Source organism: Maledivibacter halophilus (assembly GCF_900167445.1).
In the GTDB taxonomy this organism is placed as follows: domain Bacteria; phylum Bacillota; class Clostridia; order Peptostreptococcales; family Caminicellaceae; genus Maledivibacter; species Maledivibacter halophilus.
In genome coordinates this window covers 1-21,547 of sequence record NZ_FUZT01000001.1, presented here as the reverse complement: position 1 = coordinate 21,547, position 21,547 = coordinate 1, and the positions used below count along the sequence as shown (strand labels likewise).

Annotated in this window: 39 protein-coding genes; all 39 read right to left on the bottom strand. The window is 33.9% G+C overall.

Annotated elements, in window-relative coordinates; all coding sequences use genetic code 11:
* Positions 1-120: 120 nt before the first annotated feature.
* Positions 121-513, bottom strand: coding sequence for a 30S ribosomal protein S9 (gene rpsI / locus B5X81_RS00195; protein WP_079488457.1), 393 nt, complete (start codon positions 511-513; stop codon positions 121-123).
* 24 nt (positions 514-537) lie between these two features.
* A complete protein-coding gene (gene rplM, locus B5X81_RS00190) occupies positions 538-966 on the bottom strand; it encodes a 50S ribosomal protein L13 (protein ID WP_079488456.1) in 429 nt (142 codons plus the stop codon).
* Between the two features lie 145 nt (positions 967-1,111).
* Complete coding sequence (truA, locus tag B5X81_RS00185; protein WP_079488454.1) at positions 1,112-1,846, bottom strand: tRNA pseudouridine(38-40) synthase TruA; 735 nt, start codon at positions 1,844-1,846, stop codon at positions 1,112-1,114.
* 49 nt (positions 1,847-1,895) lie between these two features.
* The gene (locus B5X81_RS00180) at positions 1,896-2,696 is read right to left on the bottom strand and encodes an energy-coupling factor transporter transmembrane component T family protein (protein ID WP_079488453.1); all 801 of its coding nucleotides are present in this window, start codon (positions 2,694-2,696) and stop codon (positions 1,896-1,898) included.
* On the bottom strand, positions 2,689-3,552 hold the full coding sequence (locus B5X81_RS00175; RefSeq protein WP_079488451.1) for an energy-coupling factor transporter ATPase: 864 nt from the start codon (positions 3,550-3,552) through the stop codon (positions 2,689-2,691). The genes B5X81_RS00180 and B5X81_RS00175 overlap by 8 nt, the downstream gene beginning before the upstream one ends.
* Positions 3,537-4,373 carry an energy-coupling factor transporter ATPase gene (locus tag B5X81_RS00170; protein WP_079488450.1) on the bottom strand — a complete coding sequence of 279 codons (837 nt, stop codon included), beginning with the start codon at positions 4,371-4,373 and terminating at the stop codon, positions 3,537-3,539. The genes B5X81_RS00175 and B5X81_RS00170 overlap by 16 nt, the downstream gene beginning before the upstream one ends.
* Positions 4,374-4,645: 272 nt before the next feature.
* Entirely contained in the window at positions 4,646-4,990 is a 345-nt protein-coding gene (gene rplQ / locus B5X81_RS00165; RefSeq protein WP_079488448.1) for a 50S ribosomal protein L17, read from the bottom strand.
* Between the two features lie 23 nt (positions 4,991-5,013).
* The gene (locus B5X81_RS00160) at positions 5,014-5,964 is read right to left on the bottom strand and encodes a DNA-directed RNA polymerase subunit alpha (protein ID WP_079488447.1); all 951 of its coding nucleotides are present in this window, start codon (positions 5,962-5,964) and stop codon (positions 5,014-5,016) included.
* A gap of 100 nt (positions 5,965-6,064) precedes the next feature.
* Positions 6,065-6,685, bottom strand: coding sequence for a 30S ribosomal protein S4 (gene rpsD, locus B5X81_RS00155; RefSeq protein WP_079488445.1), 621 nt, complete (start codon positions 6,683-6,685; stop codon positions 6,065-6,067).
* A 27-nt stretch (positions 6,686-6,712) separates the two neighbouring features.
* Complete coding sequence (gene rpsK, locus B5X81_RS00150; RefSeq protein WP_079488444.1) at positions 6,713-7,111, bottom strand: 30S ribosomal protein S11; 399 nt, start codon at positions 7,109-7,111, stop codon at positions 6,713-6,715.
* A gap of 16 nt (positions 7,112-7,127) precedes the next feature.
* On the bottom strand, positions 7,128-7,496 hold the full coding sequence (gene rpsM / locus B5X81_RS00145; protein WP_079488442.1) for a 30S ribosomal protein S13: 369 nt from the start codon (positions 7,494-7,496) through the stop codon (positions 7,128-7,130).
* Positions 7,497-7,727: 231 nt separating this feature from the next.
* The gene (gene rpmJ / locus B5X81_RS00140; protein WP_025434559.1) at positions 7,728-7,841 is read right to left on the bottom strand and encodes a 50S ribosomal protein L36; all 114 of its coding nucleotides are present in this window, start codon (positions 7,839-7,841) and stop codon (positions 7,728-7,730) included.
* Between the two features lie 16 nt (positions 7,842-7,857).
* On the bottom strand, positions 7,858-8,076 hold the full coding sequence (gene infA / locus B5X81_RS00135) for a translation initiation factor IF-1 (RefSeq protein ID WP_079488441.1): 219 nt from the start codon (positions 8,074-8,076) through the stop codon (positions 7,858-7,860).
* 15 nt (positions 8,077-8,091) lie between these two features.
* Entirely contained in the window at positions 8,092-8,382 is a 291-nt protein-coding gene (locus tag B5X81_RS00130; protein WP_079488439.1) for a KOW domain-containing RNA-binding protein, read from the bottom strand.
* A 26-nt stretch (positions 8,383-8,408) separates the two neighbouring features.
* Positions 8,409-9,155 (bottom strand): type I methionyl aminopeptidase, encoded by a 747-nt coding sequence (gene map, locus B5X81_RS00125; protein ID WP_079488438.1) that lies wholly within the window; start codon positions 9,153-9,155, stop codon positions 8,409-8,411.
* Complete coding sequence (locus B5X81_RS00120) at positions 9,155-9,805, bottom strand: adenylate kinase (protein WP_079488436.1); 651 nt, start codon at positions 9,803-9,805, stop codon at positions 9,155-9,157. The genes map and B5X81_RS00120 overlap by 1 nt, the downstream gene beginning before the upstream one ends.
* A 74-nt stretch (positions 9,806-9,879) precedes the next feature.
* The gene (gene secY / locus B5X81_RS00115) at positions 9,880-11,142 is read right to left on the bottom strand and encodes a preprotein translocase subunit SecY (RefSeq protein WP_079488435.1); all 1,263 of its coding nucleotides are present in this window, start codon (positions 11,140-11,142) and stop codon (positions 9,880-9,882) included.
* Position 11,143: 1 nt separating this feature from the next.
* Complete coding sequence (gene rplO / locus B5X81_RS00110; protein WP_079488433.1) at positions 11,144-11,584, bottom strand: 50S ribosomal protein L15; 441 nt, start codon at positions 11,582-11,584, stop codon at positions 11,144-11,146.
* Between the two features lie 16 nt (positions 11,585-11,600).
* Entirely contained in the window at positions 11,601-11,783 is a 183-nt protein-coding gene (gene rpmD, locus B5X81_RS00105) for a 50S ribosomal protein L30 (protein ID WP_079488432.1), read from the bottom strand.
* 13 nt (positions 11,784-11,796) lie between these two features.
* A complete protein-coding gene (rpsE, locus tag B5X81_RS00100) occupies positions 11,797-12,303 on the bottom strand; it encodes a 30S ribosomal protein S5 (protein WP_079488430.1) in 507 nt (168 codons plus the stop codon).
* A gap of 17 nt (positions 12,304-12,320) precedes the next feature.
* A complete protein-coding gene (rplR, locus tag B5X81_RS00095) occupies positions 12,321-12,689 on the bottom strand; it encodes a 50S ribosomal protein L18 (RefSeq protein WP_079488429.1) in 369 nt (122 codons plus the stop codon).
* Between the two features lie 20 nt (positions 12,690-12,709).
* A complete protein-coding gene (gene rplF, locus B5X81_RS00090) occupies positions 12,710-13,249 on the bottom strand; it encodes a 50S ribosomal protein L6 (RefSeq protein ID WP_079488427.1) in 540 nt (179 codons plus the stop codon).
* A 31-nt stretch (positions 13,250-13,280) separates the two neighbouring features.
* Complete coding sequence (gene rpsH / locus B5X81_RS00085) at positions 13,281-13,679, bottom strand: 30S ribosomal protein S8 (protein ID WP_079488426.1); 399 nt, start codon at positions 13,677-13,679, stop codon at positions 13,281-13,283.
* A gap of 23 nt (positions 13,680-13,702) precedes the next feature.
* Positions 13,703-13,888, bottom strand: a complete 186-nt coding sequence (locus B5X81_RS00080; protein ID WP_079488424.1) for a type Z 30S ribosomal protein S14 — start codon at positions 13,886-13,888, stop codon at positions 13,703-13,705.
* Positions 13,889-13,907: 19 nt separating this feature from the next.
* Positions 13,908-14,450, bottom strand: a complete 543-nt coding sequence (rplE, locus tag B5X81_RS00075) for a 50S ribosomal protein L5 (protein ID WP_079488423.1) — start codon at positions 14,448-14,450, stop codon at positions 13,908-13,910.
* A gap of 26 nt (positions 14,451-14,476) precedes the next feature.
* Positions 14,477-14,788 carry a 50S ribosomal protein L24 gene (rplX, locus tag B5X81_RS00070; protein WP_079488421.1) on the bottom strand — a complete coding sequence of 104 codons (312 nt, stop codon included), beginning with the start codon at positions 14,786-14,788 and terminating at the stop codon, positions 14,477-14,479.
* Between the two features lie 18 nt (positions 14,789-14,806).
* Positions 14,807-15,175 carry a 50S ribosomal protein L14 gene (rplN, locus tag B5X81_RS00065; protein ID WP_079488420.1) on the bottom strand — a complete coding sequence of 123 codons (369 nt, stop codon included), beginning with the start codon at positions 15,173-15,175 and terminating at the stop codon, positions 14,807-14,809.
* 30 nt (positions 15,176-15,205) lie between these two features.
* Positions 15,206-15,460, bottom strand: coding sequence for a 30S ribosomal protein S17 (rpsQ, locus tag B5X81_RS00060; RefSeq protein WP_079488418.1), 255 nt, complete (start codon positions 15,458-15,460; stop codon positions 15,206-15,208).
* 22 nt (positions 15,461-15,482) lie between these two features.
* Entirely contained in the window at positions 15,483-15,686 is a 204-nt protein-coding gene (gene rpmC, locus B5X81_RS00055; RefSeq protein ID WP_079488417.1) for a 50S ribosomal protein L29, read from the bottom strand.
* Positions 15,676-16,119: a 50S ribosomal protein L16 gene (rplP, locus tag B5X81_RS00050; protein ID WP_079488415.1), complete on the bottom strand. Its 444-nt coding sequence runs from the start codon at positions 16,117-16,119 to the stop codon at positions 15,676-15,678. The genes rpmC and rplP overlap by 11 nt, the downstream gene beginning before the upstream one ends.
* 29 nt (positions 16,120-16,148) lie before the next feature.
* Positions 16,149-16,898 carry a 30S ribosomal protein S3 gene (rpsC, locus tag B5X81_RS00045; protein WP_079488414.1) on the bottom strand — a complete coding sequence of 250 codons (750 nt, stop codon included), beginning with the start codon at positions 16,896-16,898 and terminating at the stop codon, positions 16,149-16,151.
* A gap of 15 nt (positions 16,899-16,913) precedes the next feature.
* Positions 16,914-17,249: a 50S ribosomal protein L22 gene (gene rplV / locus B5X81_RS00040; RefSeq protein ID WP_079488412.1), complete on the bottom strand. Its 336-nt coding sequence runs from the start codon at positions 17,247-17,249 to the stop codon at positions 16,914-16,916.
* Positions 17,250-17,281: 32 nt separating this feature from the next.
* Positions 17,282-17,560 carry a 30S ribosomal protein S19 gene (rpsS, locus tag B5X81_RS00035; RefSeq protein WP_079488411.1) on the bottom strand — a complete coding sequence of 93 codons (279 nt, stop codon included), beginning with the start codon at positions 17,558-17,560 and terminating at the stop codon, positions 17,282-17,284.
* A 77-nt stretch (positions 17,561-17,637) separates the two neighbouring features.
* The gene (rplB, locus tag B5X81_RS00030; protein ID WP_079488409.1) at positions 17,638-18,471 is read right to left on the bottom strand and encodes a 50S ribosomal protein L2; all 834 of its coding nucleotides are present in this window, start codon (positions 18,469-18,471) and stop codon (positions 17,638-17,640) included.
* A 33-nt stretch (positions 18,472-18,504) separates the two neighbouring features.
* Entirely contained in the window at positions 18,505-18,795 is a 291-nt protein-coding gene (gene rplW / locus B5X81_RS00025; RefSeq protein WP_079488408.1) for a 50S ribosomal protein L23, read from the bottom strand.
* Positions 18,795-19,418 (bottom strand): 50S ribosomal protein L4, encoded by a 624-nt coding sequence (rplD, locus tag B5X81_RS00020; protein ID WP_079488406.1) that lies wholly within the window; start codon positions 19,416-19,418, stop codon positions 18,795-18,797. The genes rplW and rplD overlap by 1 nt, the downstream gene beginning before the upstream one ends.
* A gap of 28 nt (positions 19,419-19,446) precedes the next feature.
* The gene (gene rplC, locus B5X81_RS00015; protein ID WP_079488404.1) at positions 19,447-20,079 is read right to left on the bottom strand and encodes a 50S ribosomal protein L3; all 633 of its coding nucleotides are present in this window, start codon (positions 20,077-20,079) and stop codon (positions 19,447-19,449) included.
* Between the two features lie 101 nt (positions 20,080-20,180).
* Positions 20,181-20,498: a 30S ribosomal protein S10 gene (gene rpsJ / locus B5X81_RS00010; protein WP_079488403.1), complete on the bottom strand. Its 318-nt coding sequence runs from the start codon at positions 20,496-20,498 to the stop codon at positions 20,181-20,183.
* A 350-nt stretch (positions 20,499-20,848) separates the two neighbouring features.
* The coding region (locus tag B5X81_RS00005; protein WP_244281966.1) for an EF-Tu C-terminal domain-related protein at positions 20,849-21,547 on the bottom strand (699 nt) is incomplete at its 5' end.

The following is a 21,547-nucleotide window of genomic DNA, read 5'->3' as shown; positions in this document are numbered from 1 at the left end:
CCGATGTTTCTAGGGTGTTTTGCTGGAATATCTATATATTGAAAAAATTATATTTTAAAAAATAAAAAAGATACCGTATAATCATACGATACCTTTCTAAATACATTATGATGATAAAAACTATCTTTTTGAAAATTGAGGAGCTCTTCTTGCTTTCTTTAAACCATATTTCTTTCTTTCCTTCATTCTTTGATCTCTAGTTAAAAATCCAGCTTTTTTAAGCACTGGTCTATGTTCTCCATCCGCTTTAAGCAAAGCCCTAGATATACCATGTCTTAATGCTCCTGCCTGTCCAGTAAATCCTCCACCATAGACAGTAGCAATTACATCAAACTTACTGTCTGTTTCTGTCATAACTAAAGGTCTTTTTACTTCTCTTTTTAAAGTTTCATAATCAAAGTAATTATCTAATTCTCTTCCATTTACAGTCACTTTTCCATTACCAGGTACTAATCTTACTCTAGCTATGGATTTTTTTCTTCTTCCTGTACCATAATATTGTACTTTAGCCATAAATCTTCCCTCCTCTTGCAATCACTATATATCAAGAATTTCCGGTTGTTGAGCTTGATGTCCGTGCTCTGGTCCTCTATATACTCTTAGCTTTTTAATCATCTGTCTTCCTAATTTATTCTTTGGAAGCATTCCCTTTACAGCACTGAAAACAACTTTTTCAGGTTTGTTATTAATCATCTCTCTGTATGTTCTTTCTTTAAGACCACCAGGATATCCAGTATGCCATCTATACATCTTTTGGTCTAACTTTTTCCCGGTTAATTTAACCTTTTCTGCATTTAAAATTATTACAAAATCACCTGTATCAACATGGGGTGTAAAGGTTGGTTTATGCTTTCCTCTCAATATAGTAGCAACTTGTGTTGCAAGTCTACCTAGAGTTTTACCTTCTGCGTCAACTACATACCATTTTCTTTCAACCTCTTGTGGTTTAGCTACGTATGATTTCATCAGTTTCCCTCCTATCCTGCAAATCCGAATATTAAATATTTATATTTATCTTAAAAATCCGGGGCTAGTGGATTTTTTAAAAGACTATTTAAACCAACTTATATTTTAATACATGGAGCCGTGTGTGTCAAGGTATATTTTATGTTTAATAATAAACCCTGGCCAAATATAATCCTTGAGCAGGTGCAGTATGCCTAGCCTTATTTCTATCCTTAGATTTTATAATACTATTTAAATTTTCTATGCCTATTCTATTAAAATTGATATCCATCAATGTGGCTGTAATTATTCTAACCATTTTATATAAAAATCCATTTCCTTCATATTCTAAAATTATGAATTTATCTTTTTTATATATATTTATATCATAAATTGTCCTTATTGTGTTTTTTATATTGCTTCCTGACGCCATGAATGTTCTAAAATCATGCTCACCAATAAAATATTTACTTGCTTCAATTATCTTTTTTAAGTCTATATGACCATTAATAAAATATGAATAATTTCTATACATAGGATTTCTTATACTATCATTAAATATTTTATATATATACTTCTTGCCTTTAGCACAGTATCTTGCATGAAAGTCCATTTTCATTTCTTCTGCACTTCTTATAACAATATCTTTAGGAAGCAAATTATTAACCACAAGAGGTATTTTATCCACAGGTAGAGCAAAGTCCTCTACAAAACTGGCAACCTGCCCTAAAGCATGTACTCCTGCATCTGTTCTTCCAGATCCATGAAGGGTTATATCCTTTTTTAATATTTTCTTTAATGCTTTTTCTATTTCATACTGCACTGTCCTAGCATTGTTTTGTCTCTGCCATCCACTATAATTTGTTCCATCGTATGCAATTGCAAGCTTAATATTTTTCATTAATCTTCATCCTCGTAGATATTGCAATTTAAACCTTATACTTTCATAATTAGAAAACATATCTCATAGCAACTATAGATATAACGAATCCTATAAGTATCACTATTGCAATATAGTCTCTAGCTTCGAATCTCAATTGCTTCATCCTAGTTCTATTTTCTCCACCTCTATAGCATCTGGCTTCCATGGCCATAGCTAAATCATCAGCTCGCCTAAAGGCTCCTATAAATAAAGGTACTAATAAAGGAATTAAGCTCTTAGCTCTTTTTACTATATTTCCACTTTCAAAATCAGCACCTCTTGCCATTTGTGCCTTCATGATTTTATCGGTTTCCTCTAATAATGTAGGAATAAATCTTAAGGCAATTGTCATCATCATTGCCAATTCGTGGGCTGGAACCCCAATTCTTTTAAATGGATTTAATATTTTTTCTATACCGTCTGTAAGCTCAATAGGTGAGGTAGTAAGTGTGAGTAAAGACGTTCCTATAATTAGAAATATAAGTCTAAGGGCCATAAATACTGCCATATTAATGCCTTCTTTAGTTATTTTAAATACACCTAATTGATACAAAGGCTCTCCAGGTGTCATAAATATATTGATTCCAAAGGTCAAAATTATAATTAAAAATATTGGTTTTAATCCCCTTAATATATATTTCAAAGGAACCTTTGCTAAAATAATTGTTAGGGCTAAAAATCCTATAACAACAAAATAGGCTTCTATATTTTTAATTATAAATAAAGCAACTATATATGCAAATGACCCCAATATTTTAAACCTCGGGTCTAATTTATGAATAATTGAATTTATAGGATAATATTGTCCTAATGTTATATCTCTAAGCATTTTTCTTTTCCCTCACAAGATTAATAATTTCATTTTTTGCTTCTTCAACAGTTAGAATATCTTCTCTTATATTAATGCCCTTTTCTCTTAATTTTTTAACTAAGCTAGTTATTTGGGGAATACCTAAACCAATTTTTTCTAAAATTTCTGCCTTCATAAATATTTCTCTTGGTGTTCCTATTAAAGTTATTTTTCCCTTATCCATTACTATTATTTTATCTGTTAGTTTAGCTATATCTTCCATACTGTGAGAAACTAATATAACAGTGATTTTATATTTTAAATGTAACTTTTTAATTTGATCTAATATCTCCTTGCGTCCCATTGGATCCAATCCTGCTGTTGGCTCATCTAATATAAGAACTTCTGGTTTCATAGCTATTACTCCAGCTATAGCTATTCTTCTTCTTTGTCCTCCACTCAATTCAAAGGGAGATCTATCTTTAATTTCTTCAAAATTTAGTCCCACTACTCTTAAAGCCTCTTTTACTCTGCTTTCTATTTCTAAGTCAGACAATCCTAAATTAGATGGTCCAAAGGCAACCTCTTTATATATAGTTTCTTCAAATATCTGATACTCAGGATATTGAAAAACCAGTCCAACTTTTTTTCTTACTTCCCTTAGCTTTACATTTTTATCACTTATATCTAAGTTGTTTATAAAAATCTTTCCATTAGTAGGCTTTAATAATCCATTTAAATGCTGTATTAATGTCGATTTCCCACTTCCAGTATGTCCAATTAGTCCTACAAATTCTCCATCTTCAATAGTAAAATTTATATCTGAAAGAGCTACAGTCTCAAAGGGACTATTTGGATTATACACGTGCATAAGATTTTTTACAATAATTGACATAATTTACTCACCATCTCATCTACTGTTAATATATCACCTGCTATATCTATTCCTGCTTTTTTAAGTTCATAAGATAAAAGAGTAACTCCTGGAACGTCAAGTCCTAATTTTTTCAATTGTTCTACCCTAGAAAATACTTGCTTTGGACTTCCTTCTAAAGCAATTTTACCATCATCCATTACCAATACTCTATCTGCATTTACAGCTTCATCCATAAAATGAGTAATGTGTATTATTGTTATTCCTTCTTCTTTTAATTTAAGTATTGTATCCATAACTTCTTTCCTGCCCGAAGGATCTAACATGGCAGTTGGTTCATCAAATATAATACACTTAGGTTTCATAGCCAACACTCCTGCTATAGCTACTCTTTGCTTCTGTCCTCCTGATAATAGATGTGGGGGCTTTCTTCTAAGTTTCTCTATACCCACAGCTTTTAGAGTGTCATTTACTCTATTTCTAATTTCTTCTGGTTTTATTCCTAAGTTTTCAGGGCCGAAGGCAATATCCTCTTCAACTATTGTGGCTACTATCTGATTATCTGGATTTTGAAAAACCATACCTGCCCTTTGCCTAATATCCCATATTTTCTCTTCTTCTAAGGTATCCATATTATTTACATATACCTTTCCACCACTGGGTAATAATATAGCATTCATAAGTTTTGCTAAAGTAGATTTTCCTGAACCATTATGTCCAATAATAACTACAAATTCACCCTCTTTTATTTTTAAAGAAAGATTTTTAACAGCTATAGTCTTATCTCCTTCATTATTTTTATATTCAAATATTAGCTCCTTAGTCTCAATCATGTTTGACATATTATTAACCTCACATACTTTGTTTTTATCTTTATATTATAAACTTCATTGACATTAAAATCAAAAATTTTTTATTAAGAAAGAAGTTTGATAATAAGTAATAAATTCTAATTAACAGTTAAAAGCTATATTATTTTACAAAAATAATTTTCTAAACCTTAATCGATATATTCTTACCCCAATTTTTAAAATTATACTCCAAAGTTTTATCTTTAAGTCTATTTACTCTAATAAAAAAGGGACTAAGTCAAACTTAATCCCAACCTTACTCTTTAATTTAATAATTCTAGTATAGCCATTGGCGCAGCGTCTCCTCTGCGAGGTCCTAGCTTAAGAATTCTAGTATATCCACCGTTTCTTTCCGCATACTTAGGTGCTATCTCATCGAATAAATTCTTAACTACAGTCTCATCTAACATATAAGCAAGTACTTGACGTCTTGCATGAAGGTCGCCTCTTTTAGCAAGTGTTATCATTTTTTCTGCTATCTTGCGAGTCTCTTTAGCTCTTGTTTCTGTAGTCTGAATACGCCCATTTTTTAATAGACTTGTAACAAGGTTTCTTAGCATCAAGTTCCTATGATCTGTAGGACGTCCTAATTTACGATATGCAGTCATAACTCTCCCTCCTTTTCACTAGTCTATTCGTCACTAGGTTTTAATCCAAGTGATAATTCAGCTAATTTATGTTTAACTTCTTCCAGTGATTTTTTACCTAAATTACGAACCTTCATCATATCTTCTTCAGTTCTCTGGGTTAATTCTTCAACTGTATTTATACCCGCACGCTTTAAACAATTATATGAACGAACAGAAAGATCTAATTCTTCTATTGTCATCTCAAGAACTTTTTCCTTCTTATCTTCTTCCTTTTCAACCATTATTTCAACATCATCAATATGGTCAGTTAGTGTAATAAATAAATTTAAATGCTCATTCATAATTTTAGCCCCTAATGAAGCTGCTTCATCAGGTTTAATGCTTCCATCTGTCCAAACTTCCAAAGTTAACCTATCATAATCAGTTACCTGTCCAACCCTTGTATTTTCAATAGTATAGTTCACTTTTTTTACGGGAGTATATATTGAATCAACTGGTATAACTCCTATTGGCATTCCTTCTTCTTTATTATTATCTGCTGAAACATAACCCCTTCCCTTAGACAATCCTAATTCCATATTTAAATCAGCATCATCTTCAAGGGTTGCTATATGAAGATCTGGGTTTAAAATCTCTACATCAGCATCAGCCTTAATGTCTCCAGCAGTAATTTTACCTGGCCCCTGAGCATTAATTCTAACTACTTTTACATCTTCATCAGAATGTATTTTTGCAGCTAGGTTTTTTAGATTTAATATGATTTCTATAACATCTTCTTTAACTCCAGGTATTGTTGAAAACTCATGTAACACTCCATCTACTTTAATCCATTTTACTGCTGTACCTGGAAGAGATGATAAAAGAATTCTTCTTAAACTATTACCTAATGTTGTTCCATAGCCCCTTTCCAAAGGTTCTACAACAAACTTCCCATACGTGAAGTCATCATTTATATCTATACATTCTATTTTTGGCTTTTCTATTTCAATCACGATTTTTCACCCCTCTTAATTTAATATTATTATGAGGGTAACTGATTCTAATATATTAATTGTATCTTCTATATATAAATAACATTAAAGCTATTTATTCTTATTTAGAATATAACTCGACAATTAGATGTTCTTCTATAGGTAAATCTATATCTTCTCTTACTGGCATAGCCACAATTTTACCTTCTAATTTTTCTACATCAGCTTCCAACCATTTAGGTACTGTCACTGACTTTTCCTTTATTTCTTTAAACTTCTGGGACTTACCACTTTTTTCCTTTAAAGATATAATATCTCCAACCTCTACAAGAATTGAAGGTATATTTGCCTTATGTCCATTTAATGTAAAATGACCATGTCTTACTAATTGTCTTGCTTCCTTTCTTGAAGATGCAAATCCAAGTCTATAAACAACATTATCTAATCTTCTTTCAAGTATTCTTAAGAAGTTTTCTCCTGTAATTCCAGATTGCTTTTCAGCTATAGAAAAATAATTTCTAAATTGTGTTTCTAATACACCATAGTATCTTTTTACTTTTTGTTTCTCTCTTAATTGAAGACCGTAGTTTGAAAGCTTAGATCTTCTGGCACCATGCTGTCCCGGTACATTTCCTCTTCTGGAAATAGCACATTTATCGGTATAGCATCTTTCACCTTTAAGGTATAATTTCATTCCTTCTCTACGACAAAGTCTACAAGATGGTCCTGTATATCTAGCCATTTTCCTTATGCACCTCCTACTCTATTCTTATACTCGTCTACGTTTTGGTGGCCTGCAACCATTATGTGGTATTGGTGTAACATCCTTAATTAAATTTATCTCTAATCCTGCTGCCTGAAGAGATCTAATAGCTGCTTCTCTTCCTGAACCAGGCCCTTTCACATAAACTTCTACAGTTCTTAGTCCATGCTCCATTGCTGCCTTTGCTGCAACTTCAGCTGCCATTTGCGCAGCAAAAGGTGTTGACTTTCTAGATCCTTTAAATCCGCAGTTTCCTGCTGAAGACCATGAAACAGCATTTCCGGCCATATCACTTATCGTAATAATTGTGTTATTAAAAGTTGATTGAATATGAGCTTGGCCTCGCTCTATATTTTTACGTTCACGTCTTTTTCTACGTGTATTACGCGCTTTTTTAGCTGCCATTATTTAACCTCCCTTTTTACTTCTTCTTACGTCCTACAGCCCTCTTAGGGCCTTTACGTGTTCTGGCATTAGTTTTTGTACTTTGTCCTCTAACTGGAAGACCTTTTCTATGGCGAATACCTCTATAGCATCCAATTTCCTTTAATCTTTTGATGTTTAAGGATACTTCTCTTCTTAAATCACCTTCAACTGTATATTCATTATCTATAATTTGTCTCAGTTTACTTACTTCTTCTTCTGTCAAATCCTTGATTCTGGTATCATAATCAATACCAGCCTTAGTTAAAATTTCTTGGGCAGTTGATTTCCCTATACCAAAGATATAAGTTAAACCAATTTCTGATCTTTTGTCTCTAGGTAAGTCTATTCCTGCTATCCTTGCCATTCACTGTACACCTCCTAGGTAAATATTCCTTTTGTATATCTAATTCTATTTTGCTCAGGATGATTTCTAATTAACAATAATTAAAAATTTTTATTTGCAGCCGCTAATATTACTCTCAAAAAAATATTATACTAAAGCTATTTAAAAAAAGCTATAGATAACTAAAATTTAATAAAATTTTCTTTAGGCTTATAACCTAAATTTTAGTATGTTTCTATAATAAAGTTCTATTTAACCTTGTTTTTGTTTATGTTTAGGGTTTTCACAAATTACCATTACCCTACCTTTTCTTTTAATAATCTTACATTTTTCACATATAGGTTTAACTGATGGTCTTACTTTCATAATTTCGCCTCCTTCATCACTTACCGCGCCAAGTAATTCTACCTCTTGTCAAGTCATATGGAGAAAGTTCTAAGGTAACCTTATCACCAGGTAAAATTCTTATAAAATTCATTCTAAGTTTTCCAGAAATATGCGCTAAAACCTCGTGCCCATTTTCAAGCTTAACCTTGAACATAGCGTTTGGCAGAGCCTCTACTACGGTCCCCTTAACTTCAATAGCTTCTTGTTTTGCCATTAGGATTCATACCTCCTATATCTGGGTCTTATGAAAACCCAGTTTTTCAATCTCACGTCTAATCATTAAATTACTTATCTTTTTATGTGAATTATATCTTTTTTCAATTTCTTCACTAACTATATTATACTTGGACAGGTGCTTAATTTTTTTCTTTTTTGGCTTTTCCGACTTTCTAAGATCACCGTCGGCTACCAGCACATATAATTCATCAATTATATCGATAACAACAAAAACTCTATCCTTATCTCTTCCTGCCTTTGATTTAACAAATTGTCCAATAGCCACTTCCCTAGTACTATGCAAAATATACACCTCTTTATAATATTTGATTATAGCTTTGTAAGTATTAAGGGTTCATCTTCAGTAATTATTATAGTATGCTCATAGTGAGCAGACAGTTTTCTGTCTAAGGTAACAACAGTCCAATTATCAGGAAGTGTTTTAACTTTATAGGTTCCCATATTAACCATAGGTTCTATTGCTAAAGCCATTCCCTTGCGCAATCTTGGACCCTTTCCAGGCAAGCCGTAATTAGGAATCTGTGGAGATTCATGCATATTAGCTCCTATACCATGTCCTACATAATCTCTGACAACTGAAAATCCATTATCTTCTACATATTTTTGTATAGCATGGGATATATCAGATAAACGAAACCCTTCTTTGCAAAACTTTAATCCTTCGTAGAAGCCATATTTTGTAACTTCAATAAGCCTACCTGCTTCATCAGAAACTTTACCAACAGGATAGGTGTTAGCGGAATCACCATAATATCCATCATAGATAGCTCCAATGTCTATACTAATAATATCGCCATCTTTGAGTTTTTTTAATCCAGGAATTCCATGTACAACTTCTTCATTAATAGAAGCACAAATGCTAGCAGGGAAGCCACCGTATCCTTTGAAAGCAGGTATTCCTCCAAGGCTTCGTATAGTACTTTCAGCTATTTTATCAAGTTCCTTTGTAGTAATACCTGATTTTATATGTGATTTTAGTACTTCATGGGTTTTTCCTACTATATAACCCGCTTTACGCATTTTTTCAATTTCATTTTCAGATTTTAAAATGATCATTATCTTTTGCTCCCAAGAGCCAATACTACATCTTCAAATACTTCATTTATATCTTTCTGACCATCAATGTCTGCTAAAATTCCCTTTTCTGAATAATAACTGATAAGTGGTGAAGTTTCATTAAGGTATACTTCAATTCTTTTTGAAACTGTTTCTTCTTTATCATCATCTCTTTGATAAAGCTCTCCACCACATTTATCACACTTACCATCTATTTTACTCTTATTAAATTCAACATGATAAGCTAAACCACAATCTTTACAGATTCTTCGTCCTACTGCTCTCCCTACAAGAACATTTTTATCAACCTTAATATTTATTACTTGATCTAAGGATATATTCATATTTTCTAAAACTTTATCTAAAGCTTTAGCTTGATTAACTGTTCTTGGAAAGCCATCTAACAAGAAACCGCTTTTACAATCTTCTTCGTTCAATCTATCTTCAACTATAGCAACAACTAATTCATCTGGAACCAGCAGCCCTTTATTCATATATTCCTTTGCTTTTTTCCCAAGCTGTGTACCTTCTTTTATATTTTTTCTAAAAATATCGCCAGTAGAAATATGAGGAACATTATATTTTTTTGTTATCTTAACAGCTTGTGTCCCTTTGCCCGCTCCAGGTGGTCCTAAAAGTATAAGTCTCATTTTACCAACTCCCGGCTAACGCTAATTTTAGCAATGGGGATTTAATCCCCATGCATTTAAAACATTATAATTATTTATTTTAAGAAACCTTGATAATGTCTCATTGTCATTTGGGCTTCAATTTGTTTCATAGTCTCTAGAGCAACACCAATAGCTATAAGCAGTGCTGTACCCCCAAATCTGATTTGCAAGTCCGTAAAGTTCAATACTACGGTTGGTAATACTGCTATACCCGCTAAGAATATTGCACCAGCCAATGTTAATCTTGTTAAGGTTCTCTGTAAATATTCTGAGGTCGGTCTACCAGGTCTTATACCAGGTATAAACCCTCCATTTTGCTTCATATTATTTGCCACTTCTACAGGATTAAAAGTAACTGCAGTATAGAAGTAGGTAAAGAAAATAATTAATAAAGCATATAAAACATTATATATCCATCCAGTAGGAGATAAATATCTATTTACAAAGCCTGAAAATCCTCCACTTTGGAAGAAGTAGGTAAGTGTCAATGGAAATTGTAATAGTGACATAGCAAATATTACCGGTATAACACCAGCTTGATTTACCTTAAGTGGAATATGTGTGCTGTGTCCACCATACATTTTTCTACCAACAACTCTTTTGGCATATTGAACAGGTATTTTTCTAACTCCCTGTTGGATTGCAATAACGCCAGCAATGATAAATATAGCAACTACACAGAATATTATTAAAGAAATCCAACTTGCTTGACCTTGATTTATTTTAGTAAAGGTTTGATAAATCCCTACAGGCAGTCTTGATATAATACCAGCAAAAATTATAAGAGATATTCCATTACCTATTCCCTTTTCCGTAATTTGCTCTCCAAGCCACATTAAGAATGCAGTGCCTGCTGTAAGGGTAATTACAACTACAGATACTGACCAAACGTCCGTTGAAATTAAAGCACCTCTAAATAATCCAACACTCATACCTATAGCTTGAATAATAGCTAATACTACAGTTCCATATCTTGTATATTGAGCAATCTTTTTTCTTCCTTCTTCTCCTTCTTTAGCTAATGCCTCCAAGCTTGGTATAGCAATAGTTAATAGATTCATAATAATTGAAGAGGTGATATATGGTGTAATACTTAATGCAAATATGGTAAACTGTTTAAACGCTCCACCTGAAATAAAGTTGAAAAAGTTTAATAGTCCACCTTTATCGGCGAACATTTCAGTTAAAATTTGTCTATCAATTCCAGGAACTGGTATATTAGCTCCTAATCTGAAAATAGCAAACATCATAAGAGTATATAAAATTCTTTTTCTTAAATCTGGTATTTTCCAAGCATTTCTTAGGGTAGATAGCACCTTAAATCACCTCTGCCTTTCCTCCAGCAGCCTCTATCTTCTTTATGGCAGACTGACTGAATTTATGAGCCTTTACCGTTAGCTGCTTCTCAAGCTGTCCGTCTCCAAGTATCTTCAAACCATATCTATCTTTTTTAACCATTCCTGATTCTTTTAATAACTGCGGAGTTACTACTGTTCCTTCTTCAAATCTATTTAAATCTTCAATATTTATAATTGTCCATTCTTTTGTAAATGGGTTTTTAAAACCTCTCTTTGGAAGTCTTCTGTATAAAGGCATTTGACCACCTTCAAAACCAGGTCTTGTGCCTCCACCTGAACGGGAATTTTGTCCATCCTGTCCACGTCCAGCAGTCTTACCTTGTCCAGTAGCAGTACCTCTACCTAATCTTTTTCTGTTTTTCACTGAACCATTATTAGGTTTTAACTCATGAAGTTTCATAAGTACACCTCCTTTGCTATATTTCTTCTACCTCTACTAAGTGCTTCACTTTATGAATCATACCTCTCATCTGAGGATTATCTTGTTTTTCTACCGTTTGTCTAATTTTTCTTAGTCCCAAAGCTTCAATGGTCTTTCTATGATTTGGCTTTGTCCCAATTGTGCTTTTTACTAAAGTAATTCTTAATTTGTTAGCCAAGGTGTTCACCCCCCTAACCTAATATTTCTTCAACAGTTTTACCACGAAGTTTGGCCACATCTTCAACTGTCTTTAAACTCGTTAATCCATTCATAGTAGCATTTACCATGTTTCTTGAATTGTTAGTTCCTACAGATTTAGCTCTAACGTCTTTAATTCCAGCTAGCTCTAATACAGCACGAACAGGTCCTCCTGCAATTACTCCTGTACCTTCTTTAGCTGGCATTAATAATACTTTACCAGCACCGTAACGGCCTTTGATTTCATGGGGTATTGTAGTTCCAACTCTTGGAACTTTTATAATATGTTTTTTGGCATTATCTATAGCTTTTTTTATAGCACTTGGCACTTCCTGTGCTTTTCCAGTTCCAATACCTACATAACCGTTCTCATCACCAACTACTACAAGGGCACTAAATCTAAAGTTTCTACCACCTTTAACAACCTTAACAACACGATTGATATCAACTACTTTTTCCTTTAGATCAAGTTTCCCAGCATCTATTATTTGACGGCGCATTTATTTCCCTCCTTCTACTAAAATTGTAATCCTGATTCTCTAGCTCCTTCAGCTAATTCTCTGACTCTTCCGTGGTAAAGATAACCACCTCTATCGAAAACTACTTTTTGTATTCCTTTTTCGGTAGCTTTTTTACCAATTAAATTACCAACAAGCTTAGCTGCTTCTTTATTTCCAGTATTAGAAGCCTTTTCTTTAATTTCTTTATCAAGACTTGAAGCTGCAGCAAGGGTAATACCATTGGTATCATCAACTACTTGAGCATATATGTTATTTGAACTTCTATATATATTTAATCTTGGACAATCAGGAGTTCCAAATACTTTTCTGCGCACTCTACGATGTCTCTTTTTTCTTTTAGAGTTACTACTTTGTTTAGTAATCAATTAATGTCACTCCTTTCTAATTATTTTCCAGCTTTTCCTTCTTTGCGTCTTACATATTCATCGGCATATCTAACTCCTTTACCCTTATATGGCTCAGGAGGTCTTAGTTCTCTTATTTTTGCAGCATAGTTTCCAACGGCTTGCTTATTAGTTCCTTTTATTATTATTTCAGTTTGTGATGGTGTCTCCGTTGTAATGCCTTCAGGATCTTCCAAATCTATTGGATGTGAAAAACCAAGCTGTAAGTTAAGAACTTTACCTTTCTTTTGGGCACGATATCCAACACCAATTATTTTAAGATTCTTTTCATATCCCTTTGTAACACCTTCTAACATATTAGAAATTAGAGTTCTACTTAGTCCATGAAGCGATTTGTGTTTCTTATTATCAGAAGGTCTTTCTACCGTGATAATATTGTCATTTATATTAACCTTCATATCAGGATTAATTTGCTCACTTAATTCTCCCTTTGGCCCCTTTACAGTCACAAGATTTTTATCAGTAACTGTAACCTGAACACCATCAGATATTGTGATTGGCTGCTTACCTATCCTTGACAATTTTTGCACCTCCTATACCCTTTATCTCTTATTACCATACGTAACAAATTACTTCTCCACCAACACCTAGTTTACGAGCTTCCTTATCGGTTATAACTCCATTCGATGTTGATATTACAGCTATGCCAAGTCCACCTAATACCTTTGGAACTTCATCTCTTTTGGCATAAACTCTTAAACCTGGTTTTGAGATTTTCTTTAGTCCTGTTATTACTCTTTCTTTATTAGGGCCATATTTCATTTGTACCCTTATTAATCCTTGCTTTCCGTCTTCTATAACATCAAAACCTTTAACAAAACCTTCTTGTAATAATATATCGGCAATAGATTTTTTAAGGTTTGAAGCTGGTATATCTACAGAATCATGTTTTACAAGATTCGCATTTCTTATACGCGTTAGCATATCAGCAATAGGATCTGTCATTGTCATATCTAATTACCTCCCTTCTCCGTTTACCAACTTGCTTTTCTAACTCCAGGAATCTGTCCCTTATAAGCTAATTCTCTAAAACAAATACGGCATATTCCAAATTTTCTTAAATACCCATGTGGTCTTCCACATATTCTGCATCTATTATATTCTCTTGTAGAGTACTTTTGTTTTCTCTGTTGTTTTACCTTGAGAGCTTTTTTTGCCACTACTTTCCCTCCTTATTAATTATCGTTTACTAAATGGCATACCCATTAGCTTTAATAATTCACGTGCTTCTTCATCAGTTTGTGAAGTAGTTACAAAGATTATATCCATTCCTCTTATTTTTTCAACATTGTCATAGTTGATTTCTGGGAATATAAGCTGCTCTTTTATTCCTAGAGAATAGTTTCCTCTACCATCAAATGAGTTAGGATTAATTCCTCTAAAGTCTCTAACCCTTGGCAATGCAATACTAATTAATCTATCAAGAAATTCGTACATTCTTTCTCCTCTTAAAGTCACCTTTGCACCTACAGGCATTCCTTCACGAACTTTAAAATTTGCAACAGATTTTTTTGCTCTAGTAATTATTGGTTTTTGACCAGCTATAGTTTCCAATTCCTTTACAGCTAATTCTAACGCCTTACGATTATCTTTAGCGTCACCTAAACCCATGTTCAATACTATCTTATCAAGTTTTGGAACTTGCATTATACTTTTATATTGAAATTTTTCCATTAAGGATTTTTTAACTTCACTATTATATTTTTCCTTTAGTCTAGCCACAAAGTATACCTCCTTCCCTCTGGAGATTAGTCTATAACCTCTCCAGTTTTTACAGAAACTCTTACTTTTTTACCGTCTTCTAATTTTTTATATCTAATTCTCGTTCCACTTTTAGCCTTTGAATCATATATCATCACCTTTGATGCATGAATTGGTGCTTCCATCTCTATAATACCTGCTTGCTGCATCTTTGGAGTAGGCTTTTGATGTTTTTTTACCATATTAATCTTTTCAACGATTACTCTTTCATCCTTTGGGAAAACATCTAGTACTTTTCCAGTCTTCCCTCTATCCTTACCACTGATTACTACTACAGTATCTCCTTTTTTTACGTGCATTGACTTCACCTCCTAGACCTATAGTACTTCAGGAGCTAATGATATTATTTTCATAAATTGTTTATCTCTAAGTTCTCTAGCTACCGGTCCAAATATACGTGTTCCTACAGGAGATTTGTCCTCCTTAATAACCACAGCCGCATTCTCATCAAACTTTATATAACTTCCATCTTTTCTTCTAAATCCTTGTTTACTTCTAACTATAACAGCCTTAACAACTTCACCTTTTTTAACAACTCCGCCTGGCGTTGCATTTTTAACTGAAGCAACTATTACGTCTCCTATATTTCCATATCTTCTACCAGAACCGCCTAGAACTCTAACACATAACAGTTCTTTAGCACCTGAGTTATCAGCTACCTTCAAACGTGATTCTTGTTGGATCATTGTATATACCTCCCTCCATTGCCTGCATAACTATTTTGCACGCTCGATGATTTCAGCAACTCTCCATCTTTTATCTTTACTCAATGGTCTTGTTTCCATTATTCTAACTTTATCGCCAATTCCACAATCATTATTTTCGTCGTGGGCTTTAAATTTCTTAGTTCTTTTAACAGCTTTTCCATATAGAGAGTGACGTACAAACTCTTCAACTGCTACTACTACAGTCTTATCCATCTTATCGCTTATAATATGACCAACTCTTACTTTCCTACTTCCTCTTTCCACGATATTCCCTCCTTCCATGTATCTACAGGTTCACCTCATTCAATTCTCTTTCTCTTATAATAGTTTTGACACGGGCAATATCCTTTTTAACACTTCTTATTGTCATGGGATTTTCCAATTGTCCAGTGGCTAATTGAAACCTCAAATTGAACAGCTCAGCCTTTAGATCATTAAGCTTTTGCGATAATTCCTGTGAAGTCATATCACGAAGTTTACTAGCTTTCATCTGCTTCACCATCCTTTTCTAACATATCCTGGCGTGTAACAAACTTACATTTAATAGGAAGCTTCATTGCTGCAAGCCTCATAGCTTCTCTAGCAATTTCTTCTTCTACACCAGACATTTCAAACATAATTCTACCTGGCTTAACAACAGCCACCCAGTATTCTGGTGATCCTTTACCAGCACCCATACGTGTCTCTGCTGGCTTTTGTGTTACTGGCTTATGAGGGAAGATTTTTATCCAAACCTTTCCACCTCTTTTAATACGTCTATTGATAGCAACCCTTGCGGCTTCTATTTGATTAGAAGTAATCCATGCTGGTTCAAGAGCCATTAGGCCGTATTCACCGTAAGTAACAGTATTACCTCTATTAGCTTTACCCTTCATTCTGCCTCTATGAACTCTACGACGTTTCACTCTTTTAGGCATTAACATGGTATAATCCTCCTTTCCTAATGTAACATTTACTTCTTATCTCTGTTGTCTCTTGATCTGTTGTCTCTCGATCTGTTGTCTCTCGATCTATTTCCTCTTGATTTTGGTCTTCTTTTATTATTTTTCTCTTCTTGACCCTCTGGCTTAGCTCCCGGAAGAATTTCGCCTTTGTATATCCATACCTTTATTCCTAATTTTCCATAGGTAGTATCAGCTTCAGCAAAACCATAATCTATATCAGCTCTAAGAGTTGATAATGGAACATTTCCTTCACTATAACTTTCAGTTCTAGCCATTTCTGCACCATTCAATCTTCCTGACACTGTTACCTTAACACCTTGAGCACCAGCCTTCATAGCTCTTCCCATAGCCTGCTTCATAGCCCTTCTAAATGCAATTCTTCTTTCAAGAGCAAAGGCTATATTTTCAGCTACTAATTGAGAATCTATCTCTGGCTTTCTTACCTCCGTAATATCTATATGCACAGATTTACCAGTCATATTTATCAATTCTTTTTTTAAGCCTTCGATGTTTTGTCCGCCTCTACCTACTACCATACCTGGTTTAGCAGTTAAAATATTTATATTTATTTTGTTTGCTGTTCTCTTTATAAGTATCCTAGAGATAGCAGCAGTATACATTTTATTTTTTATACGCTTTCTTATTTTAAAGTCTTCCACTAGAAGATCAGAATAATCTTTTTTGTTAGCAAACCACTTTGAATCCCAATCTCTAATTATTCCGACTCTTAATCCGTGTGGACTCACCTTTTGACCCATGCATTTTCCCTCCTTCTATTCTTTTTCTTTTAAAACAACTCCTATATGACTAGTTCTTCTTAGTATCGGGTTTGCTCTTCCCATTGAACCAGCTTTCCATCTTTTCATGGTAGGTCCTTGATTTGCATAAACCTCTGATATATATAAATTCTCTGCATCCATAGCGTAATTATTCTCAGCATTTGCCATGGCAGATTCAATTACTTTTTTTAATACTCTAGCACCTTTTCTAGGAGTGAATTTTAATATTGCTATAGCTTCATTAGCATTCTTTCCCCTTACTAAATCCGCAATTGGTTTCATTTTTCTAGGAGAAATCCTAATATGTTTAGCAATCGCTCTAGCTTCCACTTTTCTTACCTCCTCCCATTACTTTTATCAACTTATTTAACCTTGCTTGCTTTTTCTCCTGCATGACCTCTAAATGTCCTAGTAGGAGCAAATTCCCCTAATTTATGTCCGACCATATCCTCAGTAATATATACTGGAACATGTTTTCTACCATCATGAACTGCTATTGTATGCCCAATCATTTGTGGAAAAATAGTTGAAGCCCTTGACCATGTTTTGATTACTTTCTTTTCTCCATTTTTATTAAGTTCTTCTATTTTTTTTAGAAGCTTAGGATATACAAATGGTCCCTTTTTCAATGATCTACCCATGTATTACTAATCCTCCTTCCATCGATAAAGCAATAAGGTCATAGGTCAGCATAAATACCCCAAAGACCCGCGAATCCTTATTTGCTTTTTCTTCTTTTAACGATGAATTTATCTGATTTTTTATTTTTCTTTCTTGTTTTATATCCAATCGTTGGTTTACCCCAAGGTGTAACTGGACTTGGTCTACCAATTGGAGCTCTACCTTCACCACCACCGTGTGGATGGTCATTAGGGTTCATTACAGACCCTCTTACTGTAGGTCTTACTCCCATATGTCTCTTTCTTCCTGCTTTACCTATTGTAATATTTTCATGATCTAAGTTTCCTACTTGACCAATTGTTGCTTTACACTCAATCCTAATATATCTAACTTCACCGGATGGAAGTCTAACCTGAGCATATTTACCTTCTTTGGCCATAAGCTGAGCAGTAACACCTGCTGATCGTACTAACTGACCACCTTTACCAGGTTTAAGCTCTATGTTATGAATCGTTGTACCAACTGGTATATCTTTAAGTTTTAATGCATTTCCTACTTTTATATCAGAACCTTCACCTGAAAAAACAATATTTCCTACTTTTAGCTTGTTTGGCGCAAGAATATATCTTTTCTCACCATCAGCATAAGTCAAAAGTGCAATATTAGCTGATCTATTGGGATCATATTCTATAGATGTAACCTGAGCAGGTATTCCATCTTTATCTCTTTTAAAATCAATGACTCTATACTTTATTTTATAACCGCCGCCTTTATGACGAACAGTTATTCTCCCCTGGTTGTTTCTTCCTGAATGCTTCTTTAAAGTAACAAGAAGTGACTTTTCAGGTTCACTTTTAGTTACCTCATCGAAACTTGAAACCGTCATTTGTCTTTTACCAGGAGAAGTAGGTTTAAAACTTTTTATACCCATTTTTTTACCTCCTTCTGCCTTTTAAAAATCTATCTACATTCCTTCAAAGAATTCGATTGGTTTACTGTCCTCAGTTAATTTTATAATAGCTTTTTTCCAATCTCTTCTTCTTCCTACGAATCTTCCCATTCTCTTCTTCTTACCTCTAACGTTCATAGTGCTTATTTTTTCAACTTTAACACCAAAAATCTCTTCTACAGCTTTTTTTACTTCTGATTTATTAGCGTCTTTAGCTACCTCAAAAGTATATTTTCCTTCTGACATATCTTCCATACTTTTCTCTGTAACGAGGGGTTTTATAACGATATCGTAAGGTGTTCTCATTATACATACACCTCCTCTATCTTTTGTACCGCTTCCTTTGTAACAACAAAGGTATCGTATTTTAATATATTATACACATTCAAATTATTTACTAATGTAGTAGAAACGCCTTGTATATTTCTAGATGACTTTATAATATTTTCATCCTTGTCGTCTAATACAATTAGAACTTTATCAGCAGCATTTATATTTTTAAGTATACTTACCATATCCTTTGTTTTAGGAGCATCCATTGTTAATTCTTCTAATACTATAACTTCTCCATTTTCAACCTTTGAACTGAGGGCAGACTTCATAGCAAGTCTCTTAACTTTCTTAGGTAATTTGTAGCTATAATCCCTTGGTTTTGGTGCAAAAACAACTCCACCACCAACAAAGTTTGGTGCTCTTAAGCTACCTTGACGAGCTCTACCAGTTCCTTTTTGTCTATATGGCTTTCTACCGCCACCTCTTACCTCAGATCTAGTCTTTGCTGATTGTGTACCTTGCCTTTGGTTAGCAAGATAATTCTTTACAGCATCGTGTAATACATACTCGTTTACTTTTACGCCAAATACATTGTCACTTAATTCTATTTCTCCTACGCGTTGTCCGGAAACATTCAACACATCAACTTTAGGCACTTTACATCCTCCTTTCCTTAGTTAGAGTCTATTTAACGCCTTTAACAGCCTCTTTTATAGTAATAATTCCGCCCTTAGGCCCTGGTACTGCGCCTTTTATTAAAAGCAAGTTTCTTTCACTATCCACTTTAACCACTTCAAGATTTTGAACAGTAGTTTTCTCATTTCCCATTCTTCCAGCCATATTCTCGCCTTTAAAAACTCTAGCCGGATATGATGAAGCACCAAGGGAACCTGGTCCTCTGTGATACTTGGAACCATGAGTTTCTGGCCCTCTACTTTGATTGTGTCTCTTTATTGTACCTTGTGTTCCTTTACCCTTTGAAATCCCTGAAACATCAACTTTTTCTCCTAATTCAAAGATATCAGCCTTAATTTCTTGTCCTAAATTAAAACCATTTACATCTTCTACCTCAAATTCTTTAATAATTCTTTTTGGAGTAACACCTGCTTTTTCAAAATGCCCTGTAGCTGGCTTATTAACTCTTTTACTTTTCCTATCTTCAAAACCAACCTGAATTGCAGTGTAACCATCATTTTCAACAGTTTTGATTTGAGTTACATGATTTGGCCCAGCTTCAACCACTGTTACAGGCACTACATTTCCCTCTTCAGTAAAAATTTGAGTCATACCTATTTTTTTACCTATTAATCCTTTCACTATTGCACCTCCTAATAATCTTACAGCGGATTACAAATTTGTAATCATACTAAGACAGGCAGGCTTATCAGTTCTATATAAACCTATATCTTAGCTTCACCTTAAAGTTTAATTTCAATATCCACTCCAGCTGGTAAATCTAATCTCATAAGAGAATCAACTGTTTTTGGAGTAGGGCTTAGAATATCGATTAGTCTTTTATGTGTTCTCATTTCAAACTGTTCTCTAGCATCTTTGTATTTATGAACAGCTCTTAGTATTGTTATAATCTGCTTTTCTGTTGGAAGTGGTACCGGACCTGAAACTTCAGCTCCTGTTCTCTTAGCAGTTTCAACTATTTTTACAGCAGATTGATCTAATACCTTATGATCATAAGACTTCAATCTTATTCTAATCTTTTGATTTACTTTATTAGTCATCATTTTCCCTCCTTTGCATCGCACGTATTATATTTGTACGTACGACTCCAGAACCAATGTACACTCTCCCGGGTGTTCATAAATCATTTCAAAAAATTAAAGGAGAGGCTAGTTCCTCGTCGCCCGATTCAAGAACGGACATTTCTCAACAGAAATTCACCCAGTCTAGCTGGCAACCTTCTGTATCATCGCAGTCCAAACATACCTTTATAGTATATACTAATTTCTTTATTATTTCAAGCCCTAAATAAATTATTCAGAATTTTAATATTTCTTTTTTTAGATCTATTTAAAGCATGCAAACCTAGAAGATAATAAAATCCCCTAGGTTTGTAAATTACATTAGAAAATTATTCTATAATCTTAGCAACAGCACCTGCTCCTACTGTTCTACCACCTTCACGAATAGCAAATCTTAATCCTTCTTCTATTGCTATTGGTGTGATTAGTTCGATTTCCATTTCTACGTTATCTCCTGGCATACACATTTCTGTTCCTTCTGGTAATGTGATTGATCCAGTTACGTCTGTTGTTCTAAAATAAAATTGTGGTCTGTATCCATTAAAGAATGGTGTATGTCTTCCACCCTCTTCTTTCTTCAATACATATACCTGTGCTTTGTATTTTGTATGGGGATTGATTGATCCTGGCTTTGCTAATACTTGTCCTCTTTCAATCTCTTCTCTTTGTACCCCTCTAAGTAAAGCTCCTATATTATCTCCTGCTCTTCCTTCATCTAGAAGCTTTCTAAACATCTCTACTCCTGTTACTACTACTTGTCTCTTCTCTTCTGTCATTCCTACTATGTCTACTGTATCCTGTACTTTTAATACTCCTCTTTCTATTCTTCCTGTTGCAACTGTTCCTCTTCCTGTTATTGAGAATACGTCCTCTACTGGCATTAGGAATGGCTTATCTGTTGCTCTTTCTGGCTCTGGAATGTATTTGTCTACTTCTTCAAATAATTCTACTATCTTGTCTCCCCATTCACTATCTGGATCTTCTAATGCTTTTAGCGCTGATCCTCTTACTATTGGTGTATCATCTCC